The sequence below is a fragment of the Lysinibacillus telephonicus genome (genome assembly GCF_003966145.1).
Taxonomy (GTDB): domain Bacteria; phylum Bacillota; class Bacilli; order Bacillales_A; family Planococcaceae; genus Ureibacillus; species Ureibacillus telephonicus.
Window position 1 is genome coordinate 1 of the sequence record NZ_RXNR01000027.1, and the last position, 22,719, is coordinate 22,719.

Genomic DNA, 22,719 nt, shown 5'->3' on the forward strand with positions numbered 1-22,719 from the left:
ATAATCATTATCGTTACACAAAAAAATTAAACGGCTTAAGCCCTTTAGAATTCCGAGCTCAAGCCGCTTAAAATCTTTTTATTATTTATACTGTCTACTTGACGGGGAGCAGTTCACTTTCCGGACAACTTCTTTTTTTATATTTTTTCTTAATTGCTGTACCTAGCAGAACTATCTTTCAGTCATTTGCTTCCATACAGAGCCTTTTGCTTCTTCTCCCTGCTCAATTCGGGCGATGGCCATTTTTACTTGTAGTTTCACTTCGAATTCTGGATCATTTTCCGCTTCATGCAATGCCTCTAAACAAGCTTCTGTACCTGTTTCATATAAGTACATTGCCGCGCGCCAACGAACTAGTTTATTTTTATCTTTTAATGCTTCAATCATAGCAGGTTCAAATTCCACAAAACCTAAATCACTCATACAATCCCCTGCTGTCCGGCGAACTGCAGCACTTTTGTCTTTTAAAGCTCGGCTTAAATAAGGTACAACAGCAACATCCTCAATCATGCCTAAGTATACCGTTGCTAACCGTCTTATTGACATTTGATCATCTTCTAATGCTTTTTCAAGTAAAGGTAGATCTTCCACTTCTGGATCTGGAATTTGATCAAGCAATTGATAACGTTTTTGCCAATCCTCTGCAGCAGTAAATTGATCTAACGTTACCTTTTCACGTTCCACTGTCACTGTATTTTTTGAATTTGCAGCTTTAATAATGTCTGCTAAACGCTCCTCTGAATAGGTAGCATGAATTTCTTCTAAAACATTTTTAGCTATGTCTTCCTTTTCACCATAGCGAACACCAAAATCTACCCATTTGCGTTCTAAAATATAATTGTCATCCATTTTATCAACTTCTATGGATTGGAATGCTTGTACAAAACGATCCCCTGTTGCAATTCGGTGCTCTGACGAGGAATCAAATACTTTAATTTGAAGTGGAACGCCTCTGAACATTTGGACATGAACAAATACTTCTCCATAATGATCGATGCTCTGTGCTTCTTGCTCTGCTTTTTCACCTTTTTCACCTAATGCAATTCGAACACTTGCTAAAATGGTTTCCCAATTAAATTTTGCATTTCGTTCAATTGCCAAAAAGTCAGCAACATGATAAACACCTTTTACACCTTCAATATTTAATATTGATTGGATGACTTCTGGTGCTTCTGATGCGTTTTCTTTTGTATAATTAAAGCTTTTGCCAAATGGCAGCTCCTCATCAACGACAACCTTCATTGAATTGGGGCTTGGTGTTGGTTCGATTGTGACGATTTTCATATTATCTCTCCTATCCATTTACAATCTCATCTAAATATGACCATCTTTCAATTAATCTTTCATATTCTTTATTTAGTTCATCTAATTTTTCTGTTAAATTTTGAAGCTTCGTATAATCAGAGCCAACCGTAGAGATTTCTTCTTCTGTCAGCATAATTTCTTCTTCGACTTTCGCAATTGTATCAGAAATAGTCTCCCACTCTTTCTGTTCTTTAAACGATAGCTTTTTCTTGTCACTTTTTGGTTTTGGAGGTTTTGGCTTTTCAATCTTTATTTCCTTAGTTATTTCCTTTTGTACTGCTGCTTGTTTTTCTAAATAGTCACTGTATATATCTAAGCTTTCTTCTACATTTCCCTTTCCATCTAGTATCCACAGTTTTTTCGCGATACGATCAAGGAAGAAACGATCGTGGGAAATTGTAATGACAACACCAGGGAAATGTTCGATAAAGTCTTCCAAAACTCCTAATGTTTCAATATCTAAATCGTTCGTTGGCTCATCTAATAGAAGTACATTTGGCTGTTCCATAAGCAATTTTAATAAATGAAGTCTTTTACGTTCTCCACCAGAAAGTTTTCCAATTGGAGTTCCATGGGTATGCAGCGGGAATAAAAAACGTTCAAGCATTTGGGCGGCAGAGTAACGTACCCCTTCAGCATCTGTAATATCGTTGGAAGCTTCACGAATATATTCAATCATACGTTCGTTTTCATTCATAGCAGGCAATACTTGTTTAAAATGTGCAATTCTTACTGTAGAACCTACAATCACTTCACCAGCATCCGGTTCCAGCTCGCCTGCAAGCATATTAAGCAAGGTAGATTTGCCATAGCCATTTGCACCAATGATTCCAATTCTATCACCTTGCTGCATTAAAAAGTTAAAGTCTTTTAAAATTACACGATCACCAAAGGATTTTGACAGATGTTCGCCCTCAATTACCTTTTTACCTAGTCGAGTTGTGGCTAACGCCAATTCTAAATTCGCATCATTCGAATTACGATCTATTTTCGAATCGAGCTCTTCGAAACGTTGAATTCTTGCTTTTTGTTTCGTTGTCCGAGCTTTTGCACCACGGCGAATCCATTTTAATTCTGAACGATAACGGTTGCGTAGCTTTTCTTGAGTCGCAGCATTCATTTCTTCACGAATTGCACGTGCCTCTAAATAATCTGCGTAATTTCCCGTATGACGATACAGTGTTTGATTTGCAAGCTCATAAATATGTGTTGATATTTCATCTAAGAAATAACGATCGTGGGTGATGAAAATCACGGCACCTTTAAGACGCAACACCATTTCCTGAAGCCATTCTGTTGACTGGACATCAAGATGGTTAGTAGGCTCGTCTAGCAAATAAAGGTCGGCTGGTTCAATTAAAACCTTTGCCAATGCTACACGTTTTTGTTGGCCACCTGACAACTTCGTTACATATTGATCGTACATATCGATGCCCAGTTTTGTTAATGCTTGCTTTGCAAGTGCATTGACATCCCAAGCTTTTTCCGTATCCATTTGCTGCTGCAAACGGAATAATTTATTTTGAAGTTCTTCAGATTGTGGATTTTTTGATAGTGCCGAAACCGTATCTTCATATTGTCTATTTAGTTGAAGTATTGGAGAATCACCTGAGAATACAGCTTGTAACACAGTTTCTCCATCATTAAACGTTGGCTCCTGTGGTAAATAAGCAATACGATACTTGTTTGGATGGTCAAGCTCAATGGAATCCGCATCCTGTACCCCTGCTAAAATTGATAAAAGCGTCGATTTCCCAGTACCATTGATGCCGATTAAGCCTGCGCGTTCCCCATCATATATAGTAAATTCGATATTTTCAAAAAGCGTTTTATCGCCAACTGTCTTTGTTAAATTTGATACAATTAAATGACTCATGAAATTCCTTCTTTTCTTTATTTTGTTGTCATTCAATGTTAGTTTTGTAAAGAATTCAACTAAACATCTACAACAATAACAATGCAAGTTTTATTGATTTAATTATAATAGATTTTCTAATTTAATTATAGCAAAGCAACTGCTTTAAGAAAAATTGCCCCTCTTAATAAAAAAGTGGTAGAGAAATCTGTTTAAGTCTCTACCACTTTTTTTCAAACTGCTTCATAAATGATATCACTAATTTATATTCATAGCTCCCTTTTACCTATCTAAGCTTTCCTTGTTTGTATAATATGAACTTTAGTTTACCTCCCATACCTTTACAATCAATATTTATTATGATTTAGTTCTTTATTATAGGAACTAACTTATTATTCTCTATTGGTGATGATAGTACTATTAATGTAGTTGAATCCCCGTAGGTACCCATTTCGTTAATAGCAACTTCAAGGGAGTGAAGTGTTTCACTAACTACTTTTACTAAAAAGTTATATTGGCCACTAATTCTATGTAATTCAACTACATCATTTGACTGATTGCAGAAATCTACAAAGTTTTCACAGCTTTTCGTATGGAATAACAGAAAGGCTGATATCGGTCTGTTTATTTTTTCTGCTCTTACAATAGCCCGATAGTGGTCAATAATTCCCTTTTCCTCCATTCTTCGCACTCGCTCCGTAACCGCTGGCTGAGAGAGTGATACCTCTTTTCCAAGATCCGTCATGGAAATTCGACCTTTCTCCTGTAAAATCAAAAGAATATCTTTATCCAATTCATCCATTATCTACTCCACCTTTATTTTCTAAGTAAAATACTCAAAATAAAATAAATTTCAAACTAATAACACCATATAAACTGGATTTTTCTATATAACTCCTTCTTTTAATTATATAAAATTATCCAAGAAGTTAATACTTTTATAAAGGAGTTAGGACTCTTGGGAAAAAATGAATTATTAAATCCAACTCAGATCGGCAACTGGCACTTGAAAACAAAAATTGTGATGGCTCCTATGACACGAAGTTTTGCTAACAACAATACAGGCACTGTTGGTGAAGATATTGTCAACTACTATCGGAGAAGAGCCAAAGATGGTATTGGTCTTATTATTACAGAAGGCATTATTCCTTCTCCTAGAGGCAAAGGCACTTTCGGTGTGCCAGGGCTATATACAAATAGCCAAGTAGATTCATGGCGGAAAGTAACTGAAGCTATTCATGAAGAAGGAGGAAAAATTGTTGCACAACTTTGGCATGTAGGAAGGTTGACACATCGAGAACTAACTGGAGGATTCCCGCCACAAGCACCCTCACCTATCAAGGCAGATGGTCTTGTCCATCGATTGCGGAAGCCGTATGACACTCCTGAAGAAATGTCTTTGGAGGATATAAAGGAAGTTATTAAAGAATATATTTCTGCAGCTAGAAACGCCATGAAGGCTGGATTTGATGGAGTTGAAATACATGGGGCTCACGGTTACTTAATTGATCAATTTAATTCTGAAATTACTAATAAACGAACAGATGAGTACGGGGGGGATTTGTTGAATCGCTTATCCTTTATCAAGGAAGTATTAAAGGCTGTTATTAAGGAAGTTGGCAAAGATAAAACTATTATTAGATTTTCTGAAATTAAAGATGATATCCCAGGTTATAGATGGGCTAATCCTGAAGAGAATATAAAGGCATTTATACAAGTGTTTAATGAAGTAGGAATACAAATTATCCATCCCTCGACAAATCATTTTACTGAAAAAGTATCTAATGACATGACTTTTCATCAACTAGTTAGAAAATATTGGGATGGTATTATTATCGGAGTAGGTAATTTAAATCCAGAGATTGCTTCAAAGGCAATTAAGGAGGGTACAATTGACCTAGCTGCCTTTGGACGTTCTCTAATAGCTAATCCAGATTTCGTTCATAAAATAAAAGAAGGACGTCCTTTAAAATCCTATCAAGCAGCAATTGATTTAAAATACTTATATTAGGAGAACTTAAACAATAAGTTGGACTTTTTATCAATAGTAACTCTTGTCATAAAAGGCACTCCAAATATTGGACTCTTATCTAACATTTGGAGTGCAGTTCATCTTAGTTAACGACTTCTGATAGTTTAATTTAAAGTTTCAGCTTTAAACCTTCATGTGTTGCTTTAAAACCTATGCGTTCATAAAACCTTAACGCGTCTGGCCTTTGTTTATCAGTTGTTAATTGTATTAAATGACAACCACGTTCTTTAGCATGTTGAATTGCCCATTTAATAAGTTCGGTACCTACACCTTGTCCTCTTACAGAAGCGGATGTTCTTACTCCTTCAATAGTAGCTCTCCATCCACCTTGATGTGTTATATAAGGTGTAAAAGTAATTTGTTGTACGCCGATTACTTCATTGCCTATACAAGCTACTACTAACTCATTGTTTGGATCAGATGTAATCGCCTCGAATGCTTTTATGTAACTAGTAGGAAGTGGATGCTCATAACGCTCACGCTTACTTCCTAAAAAATCATCTGCAAGCATTGCAACAATACTCTCTAAATCTTTTTCAGTAGCTGTTCTAAACTTTATTTCTCTCTCCACTAAAATTCCCCCTCTTACTGTTATGCTATCCGACTTTATACCATAAAAAAATTATAATGTTTTTATGAGACTTCATAACATTCACTTATTGCTTTCAATAGCTAGTGTGTAATGAAATTAACTTATTAATTATCAACTGAAACCCTCTTCATTAATCGCTTTAATTTATGTTCTGTATCTGTTTCCTCTACTGGTGTATAAATGCTGCACCGTAAATCCAGATCACCTTGTACTTGAAGCGATGTTAAATTAAACAACATTTTGCCGGCTTTAGCATGTCTAAATTCAATTACCATCTCCGGAGCCTTACTCACCTGACTTTCTTGCCATAATTGCTGAAATTCTGAATGTGATTGACTCATTTCTTTAATAAATTGGTTGTACCATTCATCGCCTAAATAGTGACCATAATAGGTTCGAAAAATAGCAAGAAATCCTTTTGCAAAATGTTCCCAATTAACAGCTAATGTTTTTAATTCCTTTCTAGCAAACACTAATCGAATCAAATTTCTTTGACTATATGGTACTTGATCAAAATCTAAAAAAACATGAGCAGCTGCATGATTCCAGCCCACAATATGGCAATGTCGATCCGTAATAATCGTTGGACAGTATGTTAATTCAACTAATATTCGTTTTAAAGAAGGACTAAGCTCTATTTGATCCTTTTTTGTATTTGTAATTTCCGATTTCGGTTCTAACGCTAAATCATATAAGTAATCTTTTTCATCATTATTTAATTGCAAGGCTGTAGAAATACAATCAAGTACGCTTGAAGAAACTTTTATATCTCTTCCTTGTTCAAGCCATGTATACCAAGTAGTACTTACACCTGCTAATTGTGCTACCTCTTCTCTTCGCAGCCCTGGTGTCCTTCTTCGGGTTCCTGCAGGTAATCCAATGGACTCTGGCTTAATTTGGGCACGCTTCGCTTTTAAGAATGTCGACAAAGCTTCCAGCCTAGTTTTATCATTCATCTAAAAAACTCCTCATAAATTTCAATTTAACCTAGTAGTAATTATACCAGGATAAACAATCCCTTGTAATAGGATAAGAGGTCTGTAAAATACAAGTATATAAATTGATTTGGAGGGATGGAAATGGAAAGAGTAGTTATTACGGGTATGGGAGTAGTTTCCCCTATAGGCAACAATATCCAAACATTTTGGAACAATCTGATCAATGGGAAGTCTGGTATATCTACTATTGATACATTTGATGTTAGTAATCATAAGGCAAAAATTGCTGGTATCGTCCAGGATTTTGATGCTGTTGAGATTTTAGAAACGAAAGAAGTAAGACGTTTAGATCGTTTTTCCCAATTTGCTTTAGCTGCAGCTGAACAAGCTTGGACAGATTCTAAATTAGACCTTGATAGTATAGATGCAGAAAAGTTAGGAGTGTATGTAGGTTCAGGTATAGGAGGAATTGAAACCTTGATTGAAAATATTGATTTGCTTAGGCAGAAGGGGCCAAGAAGAGTCAGTCCAACTTTAGTGCCTACTATGATTTCGAATGCTGCTGCTGCACAAATTAGTATTAAATGGAATGCTATGGGCCCTTCTATGTCGCCTGTTTCTGCTTGTGCAATTGGAAATACTGCTATTGGAGAAGCTTTTAGATTAATTCGTTCTGGAGAAGCTGATGTTATGTTTGCGGGTGGAACAGAGGCAGCTATAACAGACTTATCAATAGCAAGCTTTGGTAATGCTACAGCACTTTCAATAAGAAATGATGAACCCACTAAAGCAAGTCGACCCTTTGATGAAAATCGAGATGGATTTGTTATGTCAGAAGGAGCTGGAATTCTAATCTTAGAATCTTTATCTCATGCTTTACATAGAGATGCAAAGATTTATGCAGAAGTCATTGGATATGGTGCAAGTTCAGACGCACACCATATGGTAGCTACACATCCGGAAGGTAAAGGTGCCTATCTTGCAATGAAATCAGCTTTAAAAAGTGCAAATATATCGCCCGAAGAAATTGATGTAATTAGTGCCCATGCAACTAGTACAAAAGTGGGCGACATCTCTGAAACGATGGCTATTAAGCAGTTGTTTGGAAAGCGTGCTTATCAGATTCCAGTAACAGCTAATAAGTCTATGATTGGTCATATGTTAGGGGCAGCTGGAGGAGTTGAAGCAATTGCTTTAGCAATGAGTTTGAACGAAGATGTAATTCCTCCAACAATAAATTTAGAAAATCCTGATCCATTATGTGATTTAGATTATGTACCATTTGTTGCCCGCAAAATGAAAATAAGAAATGGTCTATCAAACTCATTTGGTTTCGGAGGTCATAATTCAGCTATTGTTTTAAAGAAATACTAGTGAATGAAATTTCTCATTAAACTAACCGTTTTTTTAAAAACGGTTAGTTTTCACTTCGTCATTAGCTGACATTGAAGTTAAAAACCACAAGGCTAATAAAATTAACCATATTAACGCTGCACCTATGATAAACCTTTTCATATAGTCCTCTTCAGCCTCTGTTATCCATGTCAACGGAAACTTCACTAACTTTGATTTAAATGCCATAATTTCTTTATAGGTACCGAATTATAATCGATTTCAAATCTCTCCTTCAATAACAGTCTATTTCTTTATGTATTGGAAATATAATAAGGCTACATTACAATCAGCTAGAGCTAAGTGGTTTGTACATTGTTATTGTGAATTATTATCTCAATTATAATTTACACTATTTGGAATTTCAATTGGTAATACATTAAAAAAATGATTGAAAGAGATAATATTACAACTCCTTCAATCATTTTTCATTATACTTGCTCAGCAGGTACTTCTTCGCCATTCAAGATTAGTTTGTATGTTATTTCTGCTTTAAGTGATGCGGACACGGCGCAATACTTTTCTTCACCTAAATGAATTGCCCGCCATACTTTTTTTGGTGTGATGTTGCCATCAACTACAAATGTAAGTGTAGCAGCAGTAAAGGCTGTCGGCAATTCCTCTCGACGTTCACCGTCTACTGTTATTTCAATATTTTCGATGTCATCTAAATGTGGTTTTAAAATCATTGTAACATCAATTCCAATACAGCCTGCTAATGAGGCTAGCAGCATTTCTGTCGGTGTTGCAGACTTTCCTTCCCCACCATAATTAGCTGTCGCATCCATCGTCATTGGATATCCAGTCGGTCCAACTGCTGTAAAGGCACGTCCACCTTGCCATTTCGCTTTAATTTGCATTTTGCTCATTTCCTTTCATAATCAGTTAACCGCTTGAAAAATATTTAAATAACTAAGTTAAAATTCTGATACTTGTTGTAAAAATTTTTGTGCTCTTTCTGTTTGAGGATGCTCAAAAAATTCAACCGGGTTAGCATCTTCCACAATGACACCATCCGCCATAAAAATAATTCTATCAGCTACTTCTTTTGCAAATTTCATTTCATGTGTGACGATGACCATTGTCATCCCCTCTTCTGCTAAGTCTTTCATTACTTTCAATACTTCACCTACCAGCTCTGGATCTAGAGCCGATGTCGGTTCGTCGAATAACATTAATTTTGGTTCCATTGCCAATGCTCGTGCGATCGCTACACGTTGTTGTTGACCACCGGATAGTTGTGAAGGATATGATTCTTTTTTTTCGGCAAGACCAACTTTTGAAAGCAAGTCCGATGCAATTTTATATGCCTCATCCTTCTTCATTTTTTTAACGATTAGAAGTGCTTCCATTACATTCTCTACAACCGTTTTATGTGGGTACAAATTAAATTGCTGGAATACCATACCCGTTTCTTGCCGAATGGCGTGTACTTCTTTTTGTAATTCTTTTCTTTGTGCTTGTGGATCGATAACATGCCCATTCACATTGACGGTGCCGCCGGTTATAGCTTCTAAACCATTAATACAGCGCAGGAAGGTACTCTTTCCAGAACCACTAGGACCGATAACAGCTACGACTTGTTGTGAAGGAATCGTTAATGAAATGTTTTTTAGTACTTCGTTATCTCCAAAGTTCTTTTGTAGATGACTAATCTCAATCACGCAATACGCCCCCCCTTTAGTAAACAGACAATCGTTTTTCAATTTTATGCAATATAAATGTAAAGAACGTACTCATTATCCAGTACATTACAGCAATTGCTAAATAAAATGGCATATACACATAATACTGGGATACTAATAATTGGGCAGAACGCATTAGTTCTGTCACTGTAATAGCAGAAACAAGCGATGTTTCTTTTAGCATACCAACGAATGTATTTCCTAATGGAGGAATTGCATAACGTATTGCCTGTGGAATGACGATACGGCGCATAGCCTGGCGTTCAGTCATCCCTGTTGCAATTGCTGCTTCCGTTTGACCTTTTGGTACTGACTCAATAGCACCGCGGAAAGCTTCTGAAACATATGCTCCAATATTAATACTTAGTGCAATGTAGGCAGCCGTAAGTGCTCCCAACTCAATACCAAAATCCACCAAACCATAGTAGACAATTACTATTTGAACAAGCGGCGGTGTTCCACGGATGATTGAAACGTATACTCTTGCAACCATACGCAGAACGCGATTGCCCTTAATTCGAGCAATCGCGGTAATTAAGCCAATAATTAAACCAAAAAACATCGAAACCAATGTGATATTTAAAGTATAGTATGCCCCTTTTAATAAAAAAGGGAGATTTTCAATAACCAGATTCATTGTAGTTACCTGCTTCCTTATTCTGCTGGAGGCGCTTCTTCAAACCATTTCATAAAGATTTCTTCGTACGTACCGTCTTGCTTCATTTCTTCTAAAGCTTTATTTAATGCCTCAACAAGTTCTGTATTTCCTTTTTTCACTGCAACTGCTGCCTTATCTGATTTTATTGGTTCACCAACCGCTTTAATTGCATAACCATTTTGTTCAACAACAGGTTTTAAAGCATATACATTATTAATTGTTGCATCAATACGACCTGAATCTAAATCTTTTAATGTTGTAATAACATCGTCGTACGTATTAATTGTAAAATCTCCAACTTCAGGCATTAATTCCGTACGTAAATACGTTTCATCATTTGTACCTAGTCCAACACCAATTTTTTTCCCTTTAAAGTCTTCTTTTGTTTGAATATCTGTATTTGATTCTTTAACAATCACTTTCACTTGGTTTGTAATGTATGGTTCTGTAAAATCAATTTGTTTTTGACGTTCTTCTGTAATCGTAACTTGACTTACTAAAATATCGAATTTGTCTTTTTGCAAACCAGGGATAAGCCCAGAAAAATCTTGTGCAACAAATTCAGCTTCCACACCAAGGCGTTCAGCCAATTCTTTTGCAATATCCACATCAAATCCATCGTACTCTTTATTTTCATTTAGGTAGTTATATGGAGCATATGTACCCATAATTCCTACAGTGATTTTACCTTCCTCTTGGATTTGCTCAAGAGCGTTTGCTTCGTCTTTATCTGCTTCTTTTGTTGTATTAGCTCCACATGCGGCTAAAAGTAATGAAGATACTGCTGCAAGTGATAGTAGCCATTTTGCTTTTTTCATGCTGTTTTCCCTCCTGTTTTAGACACCGAAAATGCCGAAAAATTCAAATTTTACGGTCTCTTCAATGATTTCTTGTAGTGAATGATGCTGCAATACTTGGCTTGATGAAGAAGATTTAAATAGCCATCGCGATAAAACCCCTTCAAGAAGACTCATTACAAAAACAGCCTGCATCTCTGGATTGATGCGTTCATTCGTCATATGTAATTCTTTTGCTTGTTTTATATTATTAGCAAAAGCAGCTTCCATATCCGTTTTAATTGCATCAACTTTTGTTTGTAATGTAGGCTGTGAATGAATCCCCTTTAAAATAATTTGCATTAAAAACGGATTTTCTTCTGCAAATTTAAATATATGTTCAAAAATACTCATTGAGGAAACAACTGAATCTTGCACATCTACTTTTGTTGTACGATATCCAATTTGGATTGCCTCTAATATTTGAACACGTCCAGCCTCGAGCATCTCTAAGCAAATCGCCTCTTTACTTTCAAAATGCCAATAAAAAGTTCCTTGCGATACTTCAGCTTTTGCAACTATGTCAGAAATTTTCGTATTCTCAAAGCCTTTTGTTGCAAATAGTTCTAATGCAATCTGTAATAATTGCCGCTTCCTATCTTGTCTTCGCACTCGATCTTGCATCATTCACACCTCCTAACTGACTCGTCAGTTAATTAAATCCTACAAATTAACTTGAGATTAGTCAAATGTTTTTACTTAATTTTTTTGGAAATTTATATAGCCTTAGAATTTTAAAAAAACAAATTAAAAAAAGTCATCTTGAAAAAATCAAAATGACTTCTAATGTATTTGTTATTTTAGGCTCTTCCTTCAATCTCATTCTTTAATTGGCTTAAAAAGTTTTCCATAAATGCATGTCTTTCTTCAGCCATTTGCTTTCCTTTTTCTGTGGTCATTAATTCCTTTAAAAGCAAAAGCTTTTCGTAGAAATGTGTAACTGAGGCTGTACTTTTTGAACGGTATTCTTCTTCTGTCATTTTTACCCGTACTTCCTCATGATTATCATAAAGCTTGCGTCCCTTCGCCCCACCAAATGCAAACGTTCGAGCAATTCCAATAGCACCAATTGCATCTAATCTATCTGCATCTCTCACAATTTTAGCTTCAATCGTTTTAGCAGGAAGTTGATTCCCACCATTAAATGAAACACTCGAAATTATTTCACGAATATGATCCTTTTTTTCTTCAGATATATTTAATGAATCAATTAAACGATTTTCATTATCTTTATTATCTGTATACTTTTTATCACTTACATCATGTAATAATGCAGCAAGGCGAACTACTTCTTTATCTGCTGTTGGCTCCGTTTCAAGTATTGCTTCTGCATTTTGTAATACACGTTCGATATGTTGAAAATCATGGCTTGCATCATAATTTTCATAAATCTCTTTAACAGAATCTTTTATTTGTGTAATCATACTTCATCATCTCCTATTGAAATTATAAATGAAAGGATTAAGACATGAAATAAAACTTTTCTTTCAGATAAACTTATTTTCTAGAAGTGTATTATATCTGGACTAGCCACAATAAGATAATATAAAAACTTATTTTGAGAGGAGATTATAAACTGTATAAAAACGAATTTGGGGCGCTAATTATTCGCATTGTCCTTGGAAGTATATTTTTAATTCACGGATTGGCAAAGTTTCAGGAGGGGATAGCTGAAACGATAAAAAGATTCGAAAGCTACAATATTCCATATGCTGACTATGTTTCTTTTGGTGTAGCAGGAGTTGAATTAATAGGCGGATTCTTTTTAATTATCGGCTTTTCAGTCCGTTTTGTATCCGCTTTACTAATTATTATAATGACCGGAGCGATTGTATTTGTTAAATTTGATGCTGGTTTTTTAAATGGATATGAATACGATGTCGCATTACTAGCAATGTCCTGCTACTTGCTATTTGGGGGCAGTCGCTTACTTGCATTAGATAAACTTTTTGTTAGAGATACTAAAAAGAAATCCAAAGTTGAATTTAAAAGGAGCTATTAAAAAAATAGCAGGCAGAGCGATATTGTTCTACCTGCTATTTGTTACTTATTGTTTAACTAACTCTAAATCTACTGGAACGAATTCTTCAACTGTTTTACCATTTAAGTAATCAACTGCAGTTTTAATTGCTGCTTTCCCAATTTCCTCGGGCTTTTGTGCAACTGAAGCTGCCATTTTACCTTCTTCGATTTTAGCTAGCGCATCATCTGTTGCATCAAAGCCAATAACGATAATATCTTTATTGGCTGCTTCGATTGCTTCAAGGGCACCTAATGCCATCTCGTCATTTTGTGCAAAGACTGCTTGAATTTCCGGGTTTGCCTGCAGCATATTTTCCATAACAGTTAAGCCTTCGCTGCGGTCAAAATTAGCAGTTAGGCTAGATACGATATCAACTTTTCCTTCGACTGCAGTTAGGAATCCTTCACCGCGATCACGTGCAGCAGAAGAACCTGCAGTTCCTTCTAGCATGGCAACTTTTGCTCCTTCACCTGCTAATTCAAGTAAATACTCCCCTGCCAATACTCCACCTGCTACGTTATCTGATGCAATATGTGAAACTACCTCTCCACTTTCAGCTGAACGGTCAACTGTAATAACAGGAATTCCCGCTGCATTTGCTGATTCAACTGCAGAGCCAATTGCTGCAGAGTCTACAGGATTAATTAAAATAATATCAACACCTTGTTGAATTAAATCTTCAACGTCAGAAGCTTGTTTAGATGCATCGTCTTGTGCATCAACAATCGAAATTTCTGAGCCTAGTTCTTTTGCATTTGCTTCTGCACCTTCACTTAAAGTAACAAAAAACGGATTGTTTAAAGTTGAGATAGAGAAGCCGATTTTAAATGATGTTTTTTCACCCGTTGCTCCTTCTTCTGCATTTTTTAAGAAAGGAGATTCCATTGAACATGCACAAAGGATGATTGTCATTAATGCTACTACTAACAATAAAGTGAGCTTTTTCATATAAAGTACTCCTTACGCTGATTTTTTACGATCCATTAAAACTGCTAACAAAATTACGATACCTTTTACTACTTGCTGCCAGAATGACGACACACCAATCAAGTTCATTCCGTTATTTAATACACCGATAATTAACGCACCGATCAGTGTTCCAAAAATCCAGCCTTTACCACCGTTTAAGCTTGTACCACCTAGTACAACTGCTGCAATTGCATCTAATTCATAAGATTCCCCTGCAGTTGGCTGAGCTGAATTTAAGCGTGAAGTTAAAATAAGCGCAGATAATGCTGCTAAAAATCCAGTAATTGCATAAACCGCTATTTTTACTCGATCTGTGTTAATTCCAGATAATTTTGCAGCTTCCTCATTTCCACCAACAGCATAGACGCGACGTCCAAATGTTGTTTTTTGTAAAATAAAGTATAGTATGAAAAATGCAATAACCATCGTTACAACAGGAACTGGGAATCCTAAAAAGTATCCTTTCCCGAATAATTGAAATGAATAATGATCACCTAAACCCGAAATTGGGCGACCTTCTGTAAATACTAAAGTTAAACCACGGTAAATTGTCATTGTTGCAAGTGTTGCGATGAATGGTGCAACCTTTCCTTTAGTAATAACGACCCCGTTAATAGCACCTAAAATTAAACCTAAAATTAAAGCGATTCCCATTGTTAGAAATGGATCCAATCCGCCTGCTAGTAAACTTGCAGCAATAGCACCTGTTAAGGCTAAAGTTGACCCAACTGACAAGTCAATTCCACCTGTTAAAATAACAAATGTCATACCGAACGCAATAATTGCACTAATTGAAACCTGTCGAAGTACATTAAATATATTGGCAATTGATAGGAAGCTAGGGTTTAATACTGAAACAATAATAATTAGCAAAAGTAACCCGAATAACGGTCCTAGCTTTGATAACATTTCTTTTGATTTAATAGACAAGTTGCTCTCCTCCTGTTGCATAATGCATAATGACTTCTTGTGTCATTTGCTCTTTATTGACTTCACCAGTTAGCTTTCCTTCTTGCATAACGATTACACGATCAGCGATGCCAATGACTTCTGGCAACTCAGATGAAATCATTAAAATTGCAACACCTGCTTCTGCTAGCTGATTGATAATATGATAGATTTCTTTTTTCGCGCCGATATCTACACCACGAGTTGGTTCATCTAATATTAAGATTTCAGGATCAGTACCTAGCCATTTCCCAATTACGACTTTTTGCTGGTTCCCACCACTTAAAGATTTAGCACTCTGTTCAGGACTTGAAGTGCGGATTTTAAGATCTTCGATATATTTCATCACCATTGAAGTTTCTTTTTCTTTATTAAGAACACCAGATGATGAGCATTTTTTAAGATTAGCTAAAGCGATATTCTCTTTTATAGAAAAATCTAAAACCAACCCTTGTGTTTTACGGTCCTCCGTAACAAAGCCGATACGATGGTTCATCGCATCAATTGGTGATTTAATCGTTGCCTTTTTCCCGTCAATGAAAATCTCACCGCTGCTAGCTTTTCGATAACCAAAAATGGTTTGTGCAACTTCTGTACGACCGGCACCCATTAAACCAGCAACAGCCAATACCTCTCCTTTTTTCAATGAAAAAGAAATATCCTTAAATAGTCCATTTACAGTTAAGTTTCGGACTTCCAGCTTTGTTTCACCAATTTGGCAATTTCGTTCTGGGAAACGTTCCCCAAGCTCCCGTCCTACCATCATTGCTACAATTTCATCAAAATTTGTTTCAGGAATATTTCGTACACCAACATACCCGCCATCTCGCAAGATTGTAATACGATCACAAATTGCAAAAATTTCTTCCATACGGTGTGAGATATAGACAAACGAAATTCCTTTTGCCTTTAATTCGCGAATCGTTTTAAATAAAGTTTCAATTTCTCGATCTGTTAATGCAGCAGTCGGTTCATCCATAACGATATATTTTGCATCACTTGCAATTGCTTTCGCGATTTCAATAATTTGTTGTTTCCCTACAGATAAATCACCAGTTCGCATTCTTGGGTTGACATCTAACCCTAATCTTAAAAGAAGTTCGTGTGCTTCTTTTTCCATTTGGCGAGTTTTTAAGATTCCAGTTTTGCCGTAAGTCAGTTCTTTACCTAAAAATAAATTCTGTGCAACAGTCAAATCTGGCAAAATATTTAACTCTTGATGAATAACGATAATTCCATATTTCTCAGCATCTTTAGGTGATTTAAAATGAACAACCTCTCCATCAACTACGACTTCCCCAGCGTCTTTTGTATAAATACCGCTTAAAATTTTCATCATTGTCGATTTCCCAGCGCCGTTTTCACCCATAAGAGCATGGATTTCACCATCTGCTAAATTAAATTGCACATTATCTAACACGACATTGCCACTAAATGATTTTGAAATACCTTTCATTTCGATCATATGAATCACCTACTTTTTTATGGTTATATTAGAAAAGCCATTCTTATAAGTTTTAATTAAAAAATAACGCCGCATTGTAAGATAACATTTGCATATGGTGTTGTTTCACCTGTTCGAATAATTAATCTTGTATTTTTCGTAAGAGCCTTAAACTCCTCATGAGATACGTATGAGATGTTTGGACATTTCATTGAAAGTTCATTTCCAACTTGCTCATTATTTGTTTTTACTTCTTCTGCAACAATGGCAGCTTCTACAACTAAGTCTTCTAAAACTACGTCTAAAATCGTAGTAAACGGCGGTTCCCCTAATCGATATGCTAAATCAATACATGGGACATTATTTGGTATTGGTAACCCACAATCTGCTATAACAATTTGATCAGTATGACCTAATTTAGCAAAATGTCCTGCTAATTCTCTGTTTAATATCCCGTGCTTTTTCATTTTTGTTCCTCCAAACGTGCATTCACTTCCTGTAGCGTCGGCATACCACCCTGTGCGCCAAATTTTTCAACTGAAAGGGATGCAGCGATATTTGCAAAATAAACTGCTTCATCAATTGAACTACCTGAAGTAATGGCATGTGCAAAAGCTCCATTAAATGTATCACCTGCACCTGTTGTATCAATGGCAGTTGTTTTGTAGCCTGCGATTCGCACGATTTCGGATCCATTATGGTAAGCAGCACCGTCGCCGCCCAAAGTCACAATAATTTTATTTGGATATTGTTTTAATACCGTTTCGTAATCTGCTCCAAACATTACTAGACATTCTGTTTCATTTGGCGTTAAGAAAGTTACCTTTTCAATCCACTCACGTTTAAAGTTTGCAGCTGGTGCTGGATTAAGTAACACAGGTATTTCAAATTGCTGGCAAATTTCTAATACATATTCAATAGTTTCTACTGGAATTTCTAGCTGCAGCATAATCAGACTACTTTTTTTGATTAATTCCATATTTTCATCAATTAAATCTTTCGTAACATCAAAATTGGCACCAGGTACAACGATAATACGGTTATCTTGATCATGCAGTAAAATATTCGCAATTCCAGTAGAGTTGCTAGTTCTTACAACACTATCTACGACAATGTTTTCATTTTCTAAATTTGACTTTAGTTCATCACCAAAGCTATCTTTCCCAACTGCACCGACCATTTGAACTTGACTTCCTAATCTTGCAACTGCAACAGCTTGATTTGCCCCTTTCCCACCAGGAATCGTTGTAAATAAATTTCCTAATACGGTTTCTCCTTGTTTAGGAAAAATATCTGTTTGAATTGCAATATCCATATTGATACTACCGATGACTGTAATCATTATGTTGACTCCTTTCGAGTTGTCTCACGAATGTATAATTGCGGATCTATACATTTGGACACATTTAATATGGTTTTTCCTTCAATTTGTTGTATTAACATTTCCGTTGCAGCTTCCCCTAATTTATAAATATTTTGGGCTACTGTAGTTAAGCTTGGAGTTACAACTTCTCCCATTTGCGTTCCATCAAATCCTACAATTTGTAGTTGTTCAGGAATCTTCTTACCTAATCGATGTGCCGCTTTTAATGCGCCAATTGCAGAGGCATCACTAAATGCAAAAATGCCATTTATGTCTGGATGACCTTGTATATATTCAAAAACGATTTGTTGTGCAGCTTCAAAATCATATGGACTTTCAATAATATGTGTTTCGATCTGCCTACCTTCTATTGCCTGTAAAAAACCATCCAGTCTAAGCTTTGTTGAGGACAATGTAGTTGGCCCGGTTAAACAAAGAATTGACGTTGCACCACTTTGTATTAAATAGTCCGTTCCAAGCTTTGATCCTTTTTGATTGTCGGTTGTGACAGTTGGAATATCCAAGTCTAGCGGGCGGTCTAGCGCTACCATCGGAATATTAAATTCGTTATTATGTTTGTCGCTGTCAATTATCGAAGTTAAAATAATTCCAGCCACGTATTTTTTAGAAAGAGTTTGCAGGTAATGCTGTTCCTTCTCTACATTTTCATCTGAATTGCATAGTATAACTGTATAACCGTATTTAAAAGCCGTATCTTCCACCGCTCTAGCCAGCTCCGGAAAGAATGGATTTTTAATATCTGGAATAATTAACCCAATAAGGTCCGACTGTTTAGTAGATAAAGATCTAGCAACCTCACTCGGGGTATAATTTAATTCTTTAATAGCACATTCTATTGCTGCACGCGATTTCTTTCCAACGTATCCGCTTTCATTTAAGTATCTAGAAACCGTTGCAACTGAAACATTTGCTTTCTTTGCTACATCACTTATATTTGCCATTTATCTATCACACTCTTTATTAGAATCATAGAGATTTTTCAAATATGGTACCGGTTACATATAATACCACAATGTGTAATCGGTTCCACATTATCAAAGAATGGTGTGACATATATTGTGTAATCGGTTCCACATATAAGGATAAAATAACTGTAATTAATATTAATACCTCAAAACATATTATAGTATGTCACATTTATAGAGTTTAGGCTATACTAAAATTTCATTTTTTATAAAAATATTTTTTAATGCTCTCAAGCAAACTATGAGAACCCTTATAAAGTCTATGTTTTTAGCTTTTTTAACAGAACTTTTTTATAAATTTTTTAAAACAATTCTACCTTACAAGATGTTTTTATGCCTACTTTACATGGAGAAACAAGGAATTTATGAGGAGGTTTAATTTCAATGGTGTGGCAGGACCGAGTTTACAATCAATTGGACCTCCATCCATGAAAAACGAAAAAGATTGTGTACAGAAGCAAGATTAAAGCTAAGATCATCTTAAAAAAACGTTAAAGATCTTTATCCTTTACATTTTTTTATAAAAAATTTCAGCTTTTTCTACATTTTTTTATAAAAAATTTCAGCTTTTTCATATCCTCTGTTTCAAATACTATTCCTTCCGAATCTAAAAATATAAAATACGGAGCACTTTTAATATTTAATTCTGGGTACGTCTTGTCTACCATTTCAATATCCATCAAAATAATCTTAAAAATCTCTTTCTCATAATGATTTGATAGGAACTTAGGTTTTTCTAAGAATGAATCACTAGGAAAAATAATTATAATTGATAATCCCCCTTATTTAGGCAAGTCTTGTGAAAATCCTTTGTTTTCGTGAAAATCCTCTTTAAAATAAGTTATAATCAAAAATAAAATAACACTCGATAAACCAATAAATACTAATTTTTTCATTTTACCCCTCCCCTTTAAATTTATCTTTACTTGCTATATTGAATATTACCCTTTCCATTGGATATAGAATAAAAAGGGATGCCTTAGCAACCCTTCATTTGAAAATTTTCACGAACCAAATTAGTTCTGAAAGTTATTTAATTTATATTAATCTGTGGACACTTAATTTTATATATATGTACTCCCACAACTATCAAACAAAATAAAGCACTTACACAAGTAATCCAGAAAATAACCTTTCCACCAATTGTTACAGAATTGGATAAAAATACTGAAAATAATATTAACAAAGAACATATCAATCCCCAATAACTTATAGAGAACTTAGTTATATGACTTAAAAGATAAAATCCGATTACACTTACCATATATATAACGCTTACTATCATAATGGCTGGGAACATTGGTTGGAATTTAGCCGAATAAACAAAATAATCCAGTTGGCTTATGTCCTGCCCACTTGTTATATTATGATTAAAAAAATGAGTGAATGGTGTTGAATATTCCCATTCTATTGAATTATAAGTAATGGCGCTTCCCTCATACCAAGCGACAAATGTTGATACCATTAAAATAAACATTCCTAAGGAGAGTTGTAATATATATTTAAACAATTTTCATCCTCGCAATCATACATACTTATTTCAAGTAAATTATCTATCATACCATTATTAGTACATACTAATTTATTGCCCTATCCTTTCCTCTATAAGAAAAAATATGGACATATACAATCCGATAAATTAATCAAAGATTACATAATCCCCTTCTTTGATTCCTTTCCTTCTAAACCATCCGAAATTTACCTCAATTGCATAACGATAGAAAATTCCTGGATTGTAAATAGGACATTCTTCCACTTTGCATAGTTCCATATCTAGTATTTTGAGAATTTTACCATCTGTATCAATAAAAGCAATAGATAAAGGAATTAAAGTATTTTTCATCCAAAAACCGCCATATATTTTTTCAGAAAACACAAATAACAATCCTTCATTTTCAGGTAAATATTCAACAAACATTAAGCCCTTTTCTCTTTTTTCTTTAGTATTTGCAACCTGAACAAATAATTTGGTTTCCTTTTCTCCACCAATTATTCTTATTCTTTTTTTCACCATTTCCCTTCCCTTCGAGAAAAATAGCTATAAACAAGATCGGACTATGTTTCAAAGAATTTTATTACCAAGTTAAATAAAGCGATATTTGCTTGAGAATTGCATGATAATCAAAGTAATTGTGAACCCAACAATTAGATACCATAGTATATAGGAAGGAGCTATAAAAATTAATAACCCGAATAATATAGCTATTAAGGAGCTACTTGCAAGTGAGTGTCCACTCGTTGTTTTATTTTGAATGAAATTGTATATAGTTAATGGAAGTGCTAAAGTAAATATCGGAATATAGATCATTACAATAGACATTTTAATTAGGGAAACTGAAAGCACTGCGATGATGAAACCGATTGAATTAGTAAGAGTTCTTCCTGCAAACATTTTGCCTGAAAAGTAGCCGTAGATCAGAATTAATATAATGATTAAACTAGCACAAATTCCCATTATTTCTACAAATGAAATATCAATAATGTAAGCTGACAGTGAAAAGCAAATTAAAGAGATGCATGATAACAGCAATAGTGTAGAACTTTGCACTTTTTTAATATTCATCACATTTGTAAAACTGACAAGAAACAGTAAAGTAATTGGGATTGTTAAATACCCCAATTCAATATTGCCGCCATAAATTTGATTGATATAGCTTACCTCTAGTTTCCCGACTATTATAATTACAAGTGCAGCAGCAATATGACCAAGCAACTCCCAATTGCTTGAAAGTTTATAAGCTTCAGTAAGTTTAGTTGTAGATACAATTAAAACGATACCTATAAGTAAGGCTACATATAACAAACCTTTCCCTCCCTAAATTGGTTTATAAAATAAATTAAAACTGGCCATTATAATCATCAGGGACAATTGTTCTTAAATAATTTTTTTCAGTATCTTCCATTAAATCATAAACTATTGTATAGCTCTCATTCTCTTCGATTAATGACCAGTTACTGAAATTTTCTATAAAAACCTTTTTATCATTAGCAAGGATAATCCAGTGTTCTTCGGAAGATTTATGCTTACTAATTACTTTTATCTGTTCTGTTGTAGTTTCTAGAACATCATTATTACTTCCATTCATATAAAATAGAATGCCTAATATAATTAATAAAGTTGAAGTAACTAGGAAAATTATATTTTTTTTCACTTCATTGCTCCTTTTAAATCCCATAGGAATAGCTGTACTTCTTCTACCGCTATTCACCCCTACTAGTTCAGTATAAATTTTTGTTTTTCTCTTGGTATATTTTAACAAAACCATAGATGCATAGAAAACCCATTATCTTCAAGATACTGTTACCGATTATTGAATCATCAATGGTAATTGACATAAAAAAACTTCCCAGTAATAAAAGAAAAAAACCAAATAAAAATTTCATAATTACTCCAATCTATTCCTTTGTAACTTGCACTCAAAGGCCAAAAAGCGTGGCCATTATTAGTGAAAGATATTTTATTTACTATCATTAACCTTAAATTCAATTTTCGCTTTTATTTCATACCTTTTCCCTTGTTCAGAATCCCCATCGGCTAATACATTAAAATCAGTAAATCCATTTACAACATAATGTCCCTTAGGAAATTCTTGGTTCATAATTTGTTTCATAAATTCTATGTATTTTTTTTCATCCTGTGAACTATACCCACCACTACCCATATATTCTTGACGGATTGGTTCCCCTTTAAAG

Annotated in this window: 26 protein-coding genes; 3 read left to right on the forward strand and 23 right to left on the reverse strand. The window is 34.8% G+C overall.

Going from position 1 to position 22,719, the window contains the following annotated elements; all coding sequences use genetic code 11:
- Nucleotides 1-171: 171 nt before the first annotated feature.
- The 3 genes from EKG35_RS10805 to EKG35_RS10815 all read right to left on the reverse strand — a co-directional run bounded on the left by EKG35_RS10805 (nt 172) and on the right by EKG35_RS10815 (nt 3,962).
- Nucleotides 172-1,284, reverse strand: coding sequence for a conserved virulence factor C family protein (locus EKG35_RS10805; RefSeq protein WP_126294462.1), 1,113 nt, complete (start codon nt 1,282-1,284; stop codon nt 172-174).
- Between the two features lie 10 nt (nt 1,285-1,294).
- Nucleotides 1,295-3,181: an ABC-F family ATP-binding cassette domain-containing protein gene (locus EKG35_RS10810; RefSeq protein WP_126294463.1), complete on the reverse strand. Its 1,887-nt coding sequence runs from the start codon at nt 3,179-3,181 to the stop codon at nt 1,295-1,297.
- 343 nt (nt 3,182-3,524) lie between these two features.
- Complete coding sequence (locus EKG35_RS10815; RefSeq protein WP_126294464.1) at nt 3,525-3,962, reverse strand: Lrp/AsnC family transcriptional regulator; 438 nt, start codon at nt 3,960-3,962, stop codon at nt 3,525-3,527.
- 156 nt (nt 3,963-4,118) lie between these two features.
- On the opposite strand from EKG35_RS10815, the gene EKG35_RS10820 reads away from it, so the two are divergent.
- Nucleotides 4,119-5,171: an alkene reductase gene (locus EKG35_RS10820; RefSeq protein ID WP_126294465.1), complete on the forward strand. Its 1,053-nt coding sequence runs from the start codon at nt 4,119-4,121 to the stop codon at nt 5,169-5,171.
- Between the two features lie 130 nt (nt 5,172-5,301).
- Here EKG35_RS10820 and EKG35_RS10825 read toward each other — a convergent pair whose 3' ends face one another.
- Together EKG35_RS10825 and EKG35_RS10830 are read right to left on the reverse strand one after the other, a co-directional pair.
- The gene (locus EKG35_RS10825; protein ID WP_126294466.1) at nt 5,302-5,763 is read right to left on the reverse strand and encodes a GNAT family N-acetyltransferase; all 462 of its coding nucleotides are present in this window, start codon (nt 5,761-5,763) and stop codon (nt 5,302-5,304) included.
- Between the two features lie 125 nt (nt 5,764-5,888).
- Nucleotides 5,889-6,740, reverse strand: coding sequence for a helix-turn-helix transcriptional regulator (locus tag EKG35_RS10830; protein WP_126294467.1), 852 nt, complete (start codon nt 6,738-6,740; stop codon nt 5,889-5,891).
- A gap of 123 nt (nt 6,741-6,863) precedes the next feature.
- On the opposite strand from EKG35_RS10830, the gene fabF reads away from it, so the two are divergent.
- Nucleotides 6,864-8,096: a beta-ketoacyl-ACP synthase II gene (gene fabF, locus EKG35_RS10835; protein WP_126294468.1), complete on the forward strand. Its 1,233-nt coding sequence runs from the start codon at nt 6,864-6,866 to the stop codon at nt 8,094-8,096.
- Nucleotides 8,097-8,129: 33 nt separating this feature from the next.
- On the opposite strand, the gene EKG35_RS20915 is transcribed toward fabF, so the two are convergent.
- The 7 genes from EKG35_RS20915 to EKG35_RS10865 form a co-directional block, all read right to left on the reverse strand.
- Nucleotides 8,130-8,303: a hypothetical protein gene (locus EKG35_RS20915; protein WP_185807721.1), complete on the reverse strand. Its 174-nt coding sequence runs from the start codon at nt 8,301-8,303 to the stop codon at nt 8,130-8,132.
- A 242-nt stretch (nt 8,304-8,545) separates the two neighbouring features.
- Complete coding sequence (locus tag EKG35_RS10840) at nt 8,546-8,974, reverse strand: OsmC family protein (protein WP_126294513.1); 429 nt, start codon at nt 8,972-8,974, stop codon at nt 8,546-8,548.
- A gap of 57 nt (nt 8,975-9,031) precedes the next feature.
- Nucleotides 9,032-9,778: an amino acid ABC transporter ATP-binding protein gene (locus EKG35_RS10845; RefSeq protein ID WP_126294469.1), complete on the reverse strand. Its 747-nt coding sequence runs from the start codon at nt 9,776-9,778 to the stop codon at nt 9,032-9,034.
- Between the two features lie 16 nt (nt 9,779-9,794).
- Complete coding sequence (locus EKG35_RS10850) at nt 9,795-10,436, reverse strand: amino acid ABC transporter permease (RefSeq protein WP_126294470.1); 642 nt, start codon at nt 10,434-10,436, stop codon at nt 9,795-9,797.
- 17 nt (nt 10,437-10,453) lie between these two features.
- A complete protein-coding gene (locus tag EKG35_RS10855; protein WP_126294471.1) occupies nt 10,454-11,275 on the reverse strand; it encodes an ABC transporter substrate-binding protein in 822 nt (273 codons plus the stop codon).
- Nucleotides 11,276-11,293: 18 nt separating this feature from the next.
- Nucleotides 11,294-11,917 carry a TetR/AcrR family transcriptional regulator gene (locus EKG35_RS10860; RefSeq protein ID WP_185807722.1) on the reverse strand — a complete coding sequence of 208 codons (624 nt, stop codon included), beginning with the start codon at nt 11,915-11,917 and terminating at the stop codon, nt 11,294-11,296.
- 176 nt (nt 11,918-12,093) lie between these two features.
- The gene (locus tag EKG35_RS10865) at nt 12,094-12,717 is read right to left on the reverse strand and encodes an HD domain-containing protein (protein ID WP_126294473.1); all 624 of its coding nucleotides are present in this window, start codon (nt 12,715-12,717) and stop codon (nt 12,094-12,096) included.
- A gap of 134 nt (nt 12,718-12,851) precedes the next feature.
- On the opposite strand from EKG35_RS10865, the gene EKG35_RS10870 reads away from it, so the two are divergent.
- Nucleotides 12,852-13,295 carry a DoxX family protein gene (locus EKG35_RS10870; RefSeq protein ID WP_281274607.1) on the forward strand — a complete coding sequence of 148 codons (444 nt, stop codon included), beginning with the start codon at nt 12,852-12,854 and terminating at the stop codon, nt 13,293-13,295.
- 45 nt (nt 13,296-13,340) lie between these two features.
- On the opposite strand, the gene rbsB is transcribed toward EKG35_RS10870, so the two are convergent.
- The 11 genes from rbsB to EKG35_RS20920 form a co-directional block, all read right to left on the reverse strand.
- A complete protein-coding gene (gene rbsB, locus EKG35_RS10875) occupies nt 13,341-14,264 on the reverse strand; it encodes a ribose ABC transporter substrate-binding protein RbsB (RefSeq protein ID WP_126294474.1) in 924 nt (307 codons plus the stop codon).
- A gap of 12 nt (nt 14,265-14,276) precedes the next feature.
- Nucleotides 14,277-15,194 (reverse strand): ribose ABC transporter permease, encoded by a 918-nt coding sequence (gene rbsC / locus EKG35_RS10880; protein ID WP_281274610.1) that lies wholly within the window; start codon nt 15,192-15,194, stop codon nt 14,277-14,279.
- 10 nt (nt 15,195-15,204) lie between these two features.
- The gene (locus EKG35_RS10885) at nt 15,205-16,698 is read right to left on the reverse strand and encodes a sugar ABC transporter ATP-binding protein (protein ID WP_126294476.1); all 1,494 of its coding nucleotides are present in this window, start codon (nt 16,696-16,698) and stop codon (nt 15,205-15,207) included.
- 56 nt (nt 16,699-16,754) lie between these two features.
- On the reverse strand, nt 16,755-17,144 hold the full coding sequence (gene rbsD / locus EKG35_RS10890) for a D-ribose pyranase (protein WP_126294477.1): 390 nt from the start codon (nt 17,142-17,144) through the stop codon (nt 16,755-16,757).
- The gene (gene rbsK, locus EKG35_RS10895; protein ID WP_126294478.1) at nt 17,141-18,019 is read right to left on the reverse strand and encodes a ribokinase; all 879 of its coding nucleotides are present in this window, start codon (nt 18,017-18,019) and stop codon (nt 17,141-17,143) included. Before rbsK ends, rbsD begins: the two co-directional genes overlap by 4 nt.
- Nucleotides 18,019-19,002 carry a LacI family DNA-binding transcriptional regulator gene (locus tag EKG35_RS10900; RefSeq protein WP_126294479.1) on the reverse strand — a complete coding sequence of 328 codons (984 nt, stop codon included), beginning with the start codon at nt 19,000-19,002 and terminating at the stop codon, nt 18,019-18,021. Before EKG35_RS10900 ends, rbsK begins: the two co-directional genes overlap by 1 nt.
- A gap of 1,057 nt (nt 19,003-20,059) precedes the next feature.
- Complete coding sequence (locus EKG35_RS10905) at nt 20,060-20,536, reverse strand: YjdJ family protein (RefSeq protein WP_126294480.1); 477 nt, start codon at nt 20,534-20,536, stop codon at nt 20,060-20,062.
- Between the two features lie 129 nt (nt 20,537-20,665).
- Nucleotides 20,666-21,037, reverse strand: coding sequence for a DUF192 domain-containing protein (locus EKG35_RS10910; protein ID WP_221766329.1), 372 nt, complete (start codon nt 21,035-21,037; stop codon nt 20,666-20,668).
- Between the two features lie 72 nt (nt 21,038-21,109).
- Complete coding sequence (locus EKG35_RS10915) at nt 21,110-21,829, reverse strand: MraY family glycosyltransferase (RefSeq protein WP_126294482.1); 720 nt, start codon at nt 21,827-21,829, stop codon at nt 21,110-21,112.
- 34 nt (nt 21,830-21,863) lie between these two features.
- A complete protein-coding gene (locus EKG35_RS10920; RefSeq protein ID WP_185807723.1) occupies nt 21,864-22,292 on the reverse strand; it encodes a hypothetical protein in 429 nt (142 codons plus the stop codon).
- 192 nt (nt 22,293-22,484) lie between these two features.
- Nucleotides 22,485-22,688, reverse strand: a complete 204-nt coding sequence (locus EKG35_RS20920) for a hypothetical protein (protein ID WP_126294484.1) — start codon at nt 22,686-22,688, stop codon at nt 22,485-22,487.
- Between the last annotated feature and the right edge of the window lie 31 nt (nt 22,689-22,719).